General features: G+C 59.2%; 6 protein-coding genes. 2 read left to right on the top strand and 4 right to left on the bottom strand.

Going from position 1 to position 9,903, the window contains the following annotated elements:
- Positions 1-35 precede the first annotated feature (35 nt).
- The 4 genes from E8K88_RS13145 to E8K88_RS13130 all read right to left on the bottom strand — a co-directional run bounded on the left by E8K88_RS13145 (position 36) and on the right by E8K88_RS13130 (position 3,001).
- Positions 36-905 (bottom strand): PHP domain-containing protein, encoded by an 870-nt coding sequence (locus E8K88_RS13145; protein WP_240754520.1) that lies wholly within the window; start codon positions 903-905, stop codon positions 36-38.
- Positions 906-1,007: 102 nt separating this feature from the next.
- Positions 1,008-1,469 carry an rRNA maturation RNase YbeY gene (ybeY, locus tag E8K88_RS13140; RefSeq protein ID WP_136407130.1) on the bottom strand — a complete coding sequence of 154 codons (462 nt, stop codon included), beginning with the start codon at positions 1,467-1,469 and terminating at the stop codon, positions 1,008-1,010.
- A 37-nt stretch (positions 1,470-1,506) separates the two neighbouring features.
- Complete coding sequence (locus E8K88_RS13135) at positions 1,507-2,013, bottom strand: hypothetical protein (RefSeq protein WP_136407129.1); 507 nt, start codon at positions 2,011-2,013, stop codon at positions 1,507-1,509.
- Positions 2,006-3,001 carry a PhoH family protein gene (locus tag E8K88_RS13130; RefSeq protein WP_136407139.1) on the bottom strand — a complete coding sequence of 332 codons (996 nt, stop codon included), beginning with the start codon at positions 2,999-3,001 and terminating at the stop codon, positions 2,006-2,008. The genes E8K88_RS13135 and E8K88_RS13130 overlap by 8 nt, the downstream gene beginning before the upstream one ends.
- A 180-nt stretch (positions 3,002-3,181) precedes the next feature.
- Between E8K88_RS13130 and ruvA the strand changes: the two genes are divergently transcribed.
- Positions 3,182-3,757 (top strand): Holliday junction branch migration protein RuvA, encoded by a 576-nt coding sequence (ruvA, locus tag E8K88_RS13125; RefSeq protein ID WP_136407128.1) that lies wholly within the window; start codon positions 3,182-3,184, stop codon positions 3,755-3,757.
- A 25-nt stretch (positions 3,758-3,782) separates the two neighbouring features.
- Positions 3,783-9,842, top strand: coding sequence for an alpha-2-macroglobulin family protein (locus E8K88_RS13120; protein WP_136407127.1), 6,060 nt, complete (start codon positions 3,783-3,785; stop codon positions 9,840-9,842).
- Positions 9,843-9,903 lie beyond the last annotated feature (61 nt).

The raw sequence follows: 9,903 nt of genomic DNA, 5'->3' as shown, positions 1-9,903 counted from the left end.
TAGCGCAGTTTTGGCGCCATGAAACGGAAAGACCTTTATTTTTTTGTCAGCCACTTGTGCCATACAGGTCGCAGTTGTCTGGGCAAGTTGGGCACGAGCCCCAAATCCCCATCACCTTCTTCCGGCTGGTGAAAGTCACTGCCTCTGGATGCCGTGAACTGCATCTCTACGGCAGTGCTCGCCAATTGCTCAATCTCTGAACGACTCAGCCGTGCACCAGAAACCACCTCAATGGCCTCGCCACCAGCCTGCTGAAAAGCAGTCAACAAAACATCCAACTCCCAAGGTTTCAAACCATAAGCCAACGGGTGGGCCAATACCGCTGTGCCACCTGCGGCGCGTATGGCGGCAATGGCCGCTCCCATACTGACCCAGTCGGTCGCAATAAAACAGCTTTTGCCATCGCCTAGCCAGCGCTCAAACACGCCCTGGACTGTATCGGCCTGGCCACTCTCCACCAAATAGCGGGCAAAGTGCGGTCGCGCCAAATTGGTGGGTGAGCCTGCCACACGCAAAGCGCCTTCCAGGACGCCTGTAAACCCTTGGGTTTCAAGTTTTTGCGCCATCAGCTTGGCACGTTCGTCACGCAGCGCACGGTTGTCGTCCAATAGGCGGTTCAACCCAATGTCTGTTACATCAAAGCCCAGACCAACGATGTGAATCGTGCGCCCCGCAAATAAGGTCGATATTTCTACCCCTGAGACGTAGTCAATTCCAAGTTCTGTAGCAGCCGTCGCTGCTTCCAACTGGCCTTGCAAAGTGTCGTGGTCTGTCAGCGACCATATCTGTACCCCATTGTGGTGCGCTCTTAAGGCCAACATCCGTGGCTCCAGCACACCGTCAGAAGCGGTCGAGTGGCAATGCAGATCTGCATTGGGCACGTCTTGGAGTGACTCTATGTGCATGCGGACCGCCTTCAAAGAATTGCCAGATAAGAATAAACAAACGTGCCATCACCAAAAACTTGGCTCCAGCCCCCCCTACCAGACAAGCCTGGTCACACAGACTTACTCAACCGCATACGGGTTGCTGTACCCCAACTCCAGCATGATCTCGGTCTCATAGGCTTCCATTTCTTGCGCATCTGCTTCGCTGGTCTCATGGTCCCAGCCTTGGGCATGCAAAGCGCCATGCACTAACAGATGGGCGTAGTGCTCCTCCAGGCTTTTGCCCAGCTCCTGGGCCTCGCGCTCGACCACTGGCGCGCACAAGACCAAATCCGCCATGACCACGGGTTCTGCCGCGTAGTCAAAAGTCAGCACATTGGTCGCGTAGTCTTTGTGGCGGTAGTCGCGGTTCAGCGCCTGGCCCTCTTCGGCATCGACGATGCGCACGGTGATTTCGCCGTCCGAGGCCAGCGCATGGCGCAGCCAACGGATGACTTTGTGGCGCTTGAGTACATCACGGTGCACAGCCGCGTTGGCCAATTGGCCAAATTGCAGTGACAGATTCAGCGTAGGCAATGCCATGGTGCATGCATCCTTGTAGTTGTTCTTGGTGTTCTTATCAAGATTGGACTGGTTGACAGCCAGTCAACACCGGCGTTTCTACCGCTGTGCGGTTCGGGGCACGCACACGCAATGAACCAGAGCCATTGGCCTCTAATAGCCAGCGGTAGTCGTTGCGCTCATCATTGGCCAGAAAAACCGGATTACCAGGCAAGCGCGCCCGGTTGAATTGCGTCTGCGATTCGCCGCGCTGTAATGTCAGCGCTGTGGCTGTTTCTGGCGATTGGCCATGGTAGGTGGCGACTAGCCACTCGCCTCCTTTAGGGCTTGGGCACTGGTAGCGCCATTGCACTCTGGCGCTACTGGTTACCGCCGGAGGTGGCATTGCCGCTGCTGGCTGTGGTGTTTGTACGCGGGGCGCAACTGCTTGCGTGTTGCTAGCCGGCAAAGCGGCTTGTGGCGTGTTCGCAGGCTGGCCCGCACCGCAGCCCGTTAGCAGGGCCGCGACAAGCGATGGCGCCCACAAACTGCCACAGCGGCGAAAGGTCAGGAATCGCTTAGTCATCGTTCTTTTTCCTTGCTTTGGTGCCGACCTCAGGTGTAGGCCTGCTGCTGTAGTCCGGGGGGGTAGCCGCATCGTAGGCGTCGACAATGCGCGCGACCAACGGATGGCGTACCACGTCACCACTGTCAAACTCAGTGAAAGCAATGCCTTTGACGCGTTTGAGAATATGCCGCGCATCCAGCAAGCCACTGCCCGTACCTTTCGGTAAGTCAATCTGACTCACGTCGCCAGTGATCACTGCCTTGGCGCCAAAGCCAATGCGAGTGAGGAACATTTTCATCTGCTCCGGCGTGGTGTTTTGCGCCTCATCCAGAATCACAAACGCATTGTTCAGGGTGCGCCCGCGCATAAACGCCAATGGCGCAATCTCTAAGGCATTGCGCTCAAATGCCTTCTGCACGCGTTCAAAGCCCATCAATTCATAGAGCGCGTCATACAAGGGGCGCAGGTAAGGGTCGACTTTTTGCGTCAAATCGCCCGGCAAAAAGCCTAGGCGCTCACCGGCCTCAACCGCCGGGCGGGTCAGCACAATGCGCTGCACGGCGTTGCGCTCTAGCGCATCGACCGCGCAAGCCACGGCCAAATAAGTCTTGCCGGTACCCGCTGGACCAATACCGAAGGTGATGTCGTGGTCGGCAATATGGTTCAGGTAAACCGTCTGGTTGGGTGTGCGCGCGCGCAAGTCGCTTCTGCGTGTAGACAGCCGCGCCGAGCCGTCTGCGCCCTCCAACACCGGACCGTCGCCAGCCAACATCAATTGCAAATGGTCGCCAGAGATGCTTTTATGGGCAATTTCATACAGTGCCTGCAGCACTTCGATCGCACGCTCGGCATTGCGTTTGCTGCCCTCAGCCTTGAAGGTTTCCTCACGGCGTGAAATGGTGGTTTGCGTGGCGGCTTCAATCGTGCGGATGTGAGAGTCCATCGGCCCCACCAAATTAGCCAGACGCGAATTGCTCACAGGAATAAAAGAATGGCGCACAATCACTGACAAATCAGAATCCTATCGAGACAATCAAGACAATAACCGACAGGGTGCGCTTGATTTGTCTCGAAACAATGAGCATCACCTGCGGATCGACTGACACCACATACTTTGGCGGTAATAATTCAGTCTTTATGCAATAGCCTTTGGCTTAATCGCATTATCGCAATACTTGGAAGCAGCATGATAGGAAAACTCAGCGGCAAGTTAGTGGAGAAAGCCCCTCCATTGGTGGTGATCGACTGCCACGGCGTCGGTTACGAGGTCTTGGTGTCGATGAACACCTTCTACAACCTGCCGCAATTGGGTGAGGCCTGCAGCGTGCTGACCCATATGATTGTGCGCGAAGACGCCCATTTGCTGTATGGTTTTGGCAGCACGGAGGAGCGCGCCAGCTTTCGCGAGTTGATCAAAGTCACGGGTCTGGGGCCCAAAACCGCTCTGAGCATTTTGTCGGGTATGACGATTAGTGATTTGGCCAGCGCGATTGCCCAACAAGAGCTGGGTTTGCTCACACGTGTGCCCGGCATTGGCAAAAAAACCGCTGAGCGCATGCTGCTCGAGCTCAAAGGCAAAATCGGTGAAGTGCCTGGCGCCAGCGCAGCGACAACGGGCCAGCACCACCACGCCGATATTTTGCAGGCCTTGCTGGCCTTGGGCTACTCCGACAAAGAGGCACAACAGACGCTCAAAACGCTGCCAGCTGACATTGGCACGAGCGAAGGTATTCGACAAGCACTGCGTTCTTTAGCGAAATAAACACCAGGCACCACAAGGGAAGACCATGGCTTTTTCACTTCATCCCTCCACTCGCAAATTGGCAGTTGGCCTCAGCGTACTCTACGCTGGTCTGAGCCAGGCTGCCACGATCCAGTCCATCACACCATCCGGGCGTGTCTCAGATGCCGTGCAAGTGGTTGTGACCATGCAAAAAGCCGCTGTGCCGCTTGGCCAGCCAACTGCGACTGCGCCAGTACAAGTTCATTGCAATGGCCAAGAGGCCGCAGGCAGTGGCCGCTGGATTGACGAGCGCCGCTGGGTCTTTGACTTTACCAAACCAATAGGCGGTGGTGAGTTGTGCAGTGTACAAAGCAACGCCGCCTTCAAAGACTTGGATGGGGCCGGCCTGGCTGCTACCAAGGCACACAACTTCAATACCGGCGGCCCAGCTGTTGAGCATATTCTGCCCTACCGCTGGGATGGTGCGATTGACGAGGAACAGCAATTTCTGCTCTATCTCAACAGTCCAGTGGATCTGGCCTCAATTGCCTCGCGCAGCTGGTGCCAAACCAAAGATGTGGGCGAGCGCATTCCCGTGCGCATACTCAGCGAGGCCGAACGCAGCACCTTGCTGGAGTTGGTTGATTCGCGCTACGACGGCGATGCACAAGCCAATGACAAGAACACCGTCGCACTGGCCTGCCAGCGCCGCCTGACCGCCGGCACCGATATGACGCTGGTCTGGGGTAAAGGCATTGCTGCGCCGAATGGCCTCAAAACCGAAGAAGCACAAACCTTTGAATACACAGTGCGTGCACCGTTTGAGGCCACCTTCTCCTGCCAGCGCGAGCAAGCCAGCGAGCCTTGCATCCCGGTGTTGCCGTTTGAGCTGCGTTTGAGCGCCGATGTCGATATGCGCTGGATCGAGCAGTTCCAATTGCAACACGACAAGCAAAGCTGGCAGCCTAGCGTCCAAATCCGCGACGAATGGGGCTATAGCGATGGCCAATCCATCACACTGTCGCAATGGCAGGACAATCCAGTCGCATACCAAGGTCAGGCCTTTAACACCGTCGTATTTGAAGGCCCATTCCCTGAGCAAGCACAGCTGAGCCTGAGCCTGCCAGAAGGCCTGCAAGACGAAGCCGGTCGCCCCCTAGAGAACGCCGCAGCGTACCCGCTGACCGTCAAGACGGGCAACGCCCCGGCGCTGGCAAAATTCCCCACCGGCAATTTCGCCATCATCGAGCCGTTTGCCGAGGGCTACCACGAGCGTGCGCTGCTGCCGATCACCTTGCGCCGTGTCGAAGCGCCACTGCCAATCACGATCTTGCCAGTGCAGTCCGATGCCGAGATCATCGAATGGATGTTCCTGACCGAGCGCTTTAGCCCAGGCAATTTTGTCAGTCGCACCTTCGCTGAAGAAGCTGGCATCCGTGATTTGCCGATCATGAATAAAAAGGAAGCCGACGAGCGCGAGCCCTCCTACATTGAGGCACGCGCGATTTCCCTGCTGAACGGCGTCGCTGGCACAGAAAAACAAACCATTCCCGCCAGCTCCAACAACAAAGACCGTGCGGCCACGGAAGTTGTCGGCATTCCTTTGAAACCAGGCTTCCAAGTCGTCGAAGCCGCCTCGCCCGCGCTGGGACAGGCCTTGCTCGATCCTGATTACGCCAGCGCCCGCGTGCTGTATGCGCGCACCAGCGTGCTGGTCACGAATTTGGCCGTGCACTTCAAGCTCGGCGGGGAAAACTCCCTGGCCTGGGTGACTTCACTGGACAGCGGCCTGCCAGTGGCCAATGCCAAAGTCCAGATCAACCGCTGCGATGGCAGCGTGGTCGCCAACGCCACGACCGACTCCGAGGGCATTGCCCGTTTTGACGAGATCAAAGGCCCGCCGAGCGAATGCCGCCGCGATGGCAATTATTGGAATTCCCGCGCCTATATGATTTCGGCCCGCTCGGCAGATGGCGAAGACATGGGCCTGGTCTGGAGTGACTGGACCCGCGGCATAGAGCCGTGGCGCTTCAACGTGCCGACCAGCTCACCCTACTACAGCGCGCACGAATCAGTCGCCCATACCGTGCTGGACCGCAGCCTGCTGCGCGCTGGAGAAACCGTCTCGATGAAGCACTTCGTGCGTGCGCAAACCCTCAACGGCTTTGCCGCTCCCGCACAAGACGAGTTACCCGCCAAAATGGTCGTGCGCCATATCGGCAGCGGCAAGGAATACGAACAAGAGCTGGAGTGGAATACCGCTGGCAACAGCACGGCCAGCGCCGTTTCTGAATTAAAGCTGCCTCAATCTGCGGCGCTGGGCCAGTACATGGTCACGCTGCAAGGCGAACGCTACACCAATAGCTACAGCACCAGCAGCTTCCGCGTGGAAGAATTCAGGCTGCCGGTGTTTGAAGGCAGCATGACACCGGTGGGCAATGCCACGCTGGTCGGCGTCGACAGCGTCGACATGAATGTGCAGCTGGGCTATGTCAGCGGCGGCGCTGCAGCCGATTGGCCAGTGCAAATCTCAGCGATGCTGGAGCCGCGCACGCTGCGCTTTGACAACTACCCCAGCTACAGCTTTGACGCCCCGAACCCCAGCAACAGCGAACAGGACGACGCCGCGGACAATAACGCATCAACTCAACTCGATGCCCAACGCAAACACCTGCTGCTGGATAAAAAGGCCCTGCGCCTGAATAAGGAAGGCAGCGCCACCTTCACCATTAATGGCTTGAAACCCACGGCGCAAGACGGCAGCAACGGCCTCTCCAATCTGCGCGTTGAAGCGACCTTTGAAGACCCGAACGGCGAGATGCAAACCATCACCAGCGTGCGCCCTTGGTGGCCTAGCGACACCTTGGTGGGCATTGCGACCGACAGCTGGATTTCGGTCAAAAAACCACTGCTTGTGCGCACCATTGTGCTGAGCCCCGATGGCAGCCCACGCGCCAATACCCCGGTGACCGTGCGCGCCCTGGCCCACACCACACTGACCACGCGCAAACGCATGGTCGGCGGCTTCTACAAATACGAGCACCACTACGAGAGCAAGGACCTAGGCACCGTCTGCCAAGGCACGAGTGATGCCAGCGGCCGCTTTGCCTGTACCGCCAACCTGCAAGAGCCCGGCCAGATTGAGCTGGTCGCACAAGTTCAAGACAGCGCCAAACAGACCTTTGCTGCCGCCACCCAAGTCTGGGTCACACGCGAAGGCGAGATGTGGTTTGACAGCGAAGCCTCGGACCGCATGGACATCTTGCCCGAAAAGCCCAATTACGAACCTGGCGAAACCGCTCGCTTCCAGGTGCGCATGCCCTACCGCAAAGCACAAGCGCTGGTCGCAGTCGAGCGTGAAGGCATTCTGGAGACCCACGTCATCGAGCTGAGTGGCCAGGACCCAAGCTTTACCCTCAAAGTTGGCGAAGCCTGGGCCCCGAATATGTACGTCAGCGTGCTGGCTGTGCGCGGCCGGCTGCGTGATGTGCCCTGGTACAGCTTCTTCACCTGGGGCTTCCGCTCTCCCATAGTGTGGTGGCAAGCCTGGCGCAACGACACCGGCGAAGCCGTCGCACCAACTGCGATGGTCGACCTGAGCAAACCTAGCCACCGCTTTGGCGTCGCCGCCATCAAGGTCGGCTACGAAGGCCACCGCATCCAGGTCAGCGTCAAAGCCGACAAAGACAAATACGCGATACGCGATACTGCCAAGCTGACGATTGAAGCGCGCCTGCCGAACGGCAAGCCAGCGGCCAACGCCGAAGTCGCCCTGGCCGTGGTCGACAAAGCCCTGCTAGAGCTGTCGGCCAACCCGACCTGGGACTTGCTGTCAGCGATGATGCAAACGCGCGGCTGGGGCGTGGTCACCTCGACCGCGCAAATGGAAGTGCTGGGCAGGCGCCACTACGGCCGCAAATCCGCCCCCGCTGGTGGTGGCGGTGGCAGTGGTGCTGACGGCACCACCCGCGAACTGTTTGACACGCTGGTCAGCTGGCAGCCGCGTATCCAGCTCGATGCCAACGGCAAGGCCGTGGTCGATGTGAAACTCAACGACAGCCTGACCACCTTCCACGCGCAAGCGATTGCCAGCGAAGGCGAGCAATTCTTTGGCTCGGGCAGCAGCGAGCTGGTCGTCTCCCAAGACCTGCAAATCATCAGCGGCCTGCCGCCGGTGGTGCGCGCTGGTGACGCCTACGATGCGCGCTTTACCATCCGCAACAGCAGCGACAAGGCCATGACTGTGCAAGTCAGCGGCCAGCAGAACGAGGCATCACTGGCAGCCAGCACGGTGGAGATTCCATCGGGCGGTGCACAGACCGTGCAATGGCGCGTCACAGCGCCCGCCTTGCATTCGGCCGCGCCGCAAGGCGCGATTGTTTGGGAGCTGCAGGCTGACACCCAAGGCAGCGGCCCAGCATTCAGCGACAGCCTGAAAATCACCCAAACCCTGCTGCCTGCTGTGCCTGTCACGGTACGACAAGCCAGTCTGCGCCAGCTGACAGCGCCGCTGCAAGTGCAAGCCAGCGTGCCTGCCGGTGCCGTCGAAGGCAGTGGCCACCTGCAAATTGATGCCCAGGCCTCGCTGGCTGGCGACATCCTGCCTGGCCTGCAACGCTGGTGGAATTGGTACCCGTACACCTGCCTGGAGCAGCGCTACAGCAAAGCGATTGGTTTGATGGACCAGGACCTGTTCGACATCGCCGAAGCCGATCTGCCCAGCTATCTGGACAGCCAAGGCCTGGCCTCGTTCTTCCCACCGCGTCGCCCGGATTCCGGCAGCATCTACCTGACTGCGCACCTGCTCGCCCTCGATGCGGTCATGCAATCCCTGGATGAAGACAGCATGCGCATGGATGAGGCCTCACGCAGCACAATGATCGAAGCCCTGACCAATGTGGTCGAAGGCCGCCTGGAGCGCCCATACGAATCCGTGCGCAACAACCGCACCGTTGACCGCTTGTTTGTCATTGCCGCCCTCAGCGCGCAAGATGCCGCCAGCCCCAGCATGCTCGAGAGCATGCAAATCACCCCGCAACGCCTGCCCACACATGCACTGCTGGACTGGCTGCAAATCTTGAAAAACCTGCCTGGCATTGCCCAGCGCGCGCAGCATCTGCAAGTGGTTGAGCAAGAACTGCGCAGCCGCCTCATGCTGACCGGTGGCGCAATTCTCTTTACCACGGAGAAAAACGACAACTGGTGGTGGATGATGCAAAATGGCGACTCCAACGCCGCACGCTTGCTGCTGCTGACGGCCGATCTGCCAAGCTGGCACGACGACATGGGCGGCTTGGCCAGCGGCTTGCTGGCGCGCCAGAAAAACGGCAACTGGGGCACGACCACGGCCAACATCTGGGGCCAACTGGCACTGCGCACCTTTGCGCAACTGCACGAATCGGAGCCAGTCACCGGCCAGCTTGAAGCCAGCTACGCAGGCGACAAACAAGAACGCGCCTGGGCCCCACAGCCTGCAGCCAGCGGCAACGCCGCCAGCCGCCCAGTCAACACCAGCACCGACAAGCTGCGCATGGACTTTGCATGGCCTGATGCGATTGCCCTGCTAGGTGACAGCCAAAGCACCACCACCTTGTCCATCGAGCAGTTCGGCATGGGCAAGCCGTGGGTAACCATCAGTGCGCTGGCTGCCGTGCCGATTACCGAGCCCGTCTCGTCTGGTCTGCGTGTGGAAAAAACCATTACGCCGATCCAGCAAGCGCAAGCTGGTGTCTGGCAGCAAGGCGATATCTACCGTGTCACACTGACTGTGCACAGCAACGTCGAAGTCGGCATGACCGCGCTGACCGACCCCATCCCTAGCGGCAGTACCATCCTGGGCAGCGGCCTGGGGCGCGATGCCAGCATTGCCACATCGACCAATAAGGACGAGGACGAGAACAACACGAACCGCTGGAGCATTGCCTGGGAAGAGCGCAAAATGGATGTGATGCGCGTGTACTACTACGGCCTGCCACAAGGCGCGACCCGCTACCAGTACACGGTGCGCCTGAACCAGCCGGGCAGCTTCTTCCTGCCGCCCACGCGGGCCGAAGCCCTGTACATGCCGCAAGTGTTTGCTGAAACGCCCAACCAGGCCATGACCATTGGAGACCTGCCCCGTTGAAGCGCAACCGCTGGGGCAGCCGCCAGACCGAATGGAGCAGCGCAAGCCACCCATTCGGGCC

Source organism: Lampropedia aestuarii, from assembly GCF_004803635.1.
Classification (GTDB): domain Bacteria; phylum Pseudomonadota; class Gammaproteobacteria; order Burkholderiales; family Burkholderiaceae_C; genus Lampropedia; species Lampropedia aestuarii.
The sequence above is the reverse complement of the archived record's forward strand: the minus strand, read 5'-3'. Positions and strand labels throughout refer to the sequence as shown.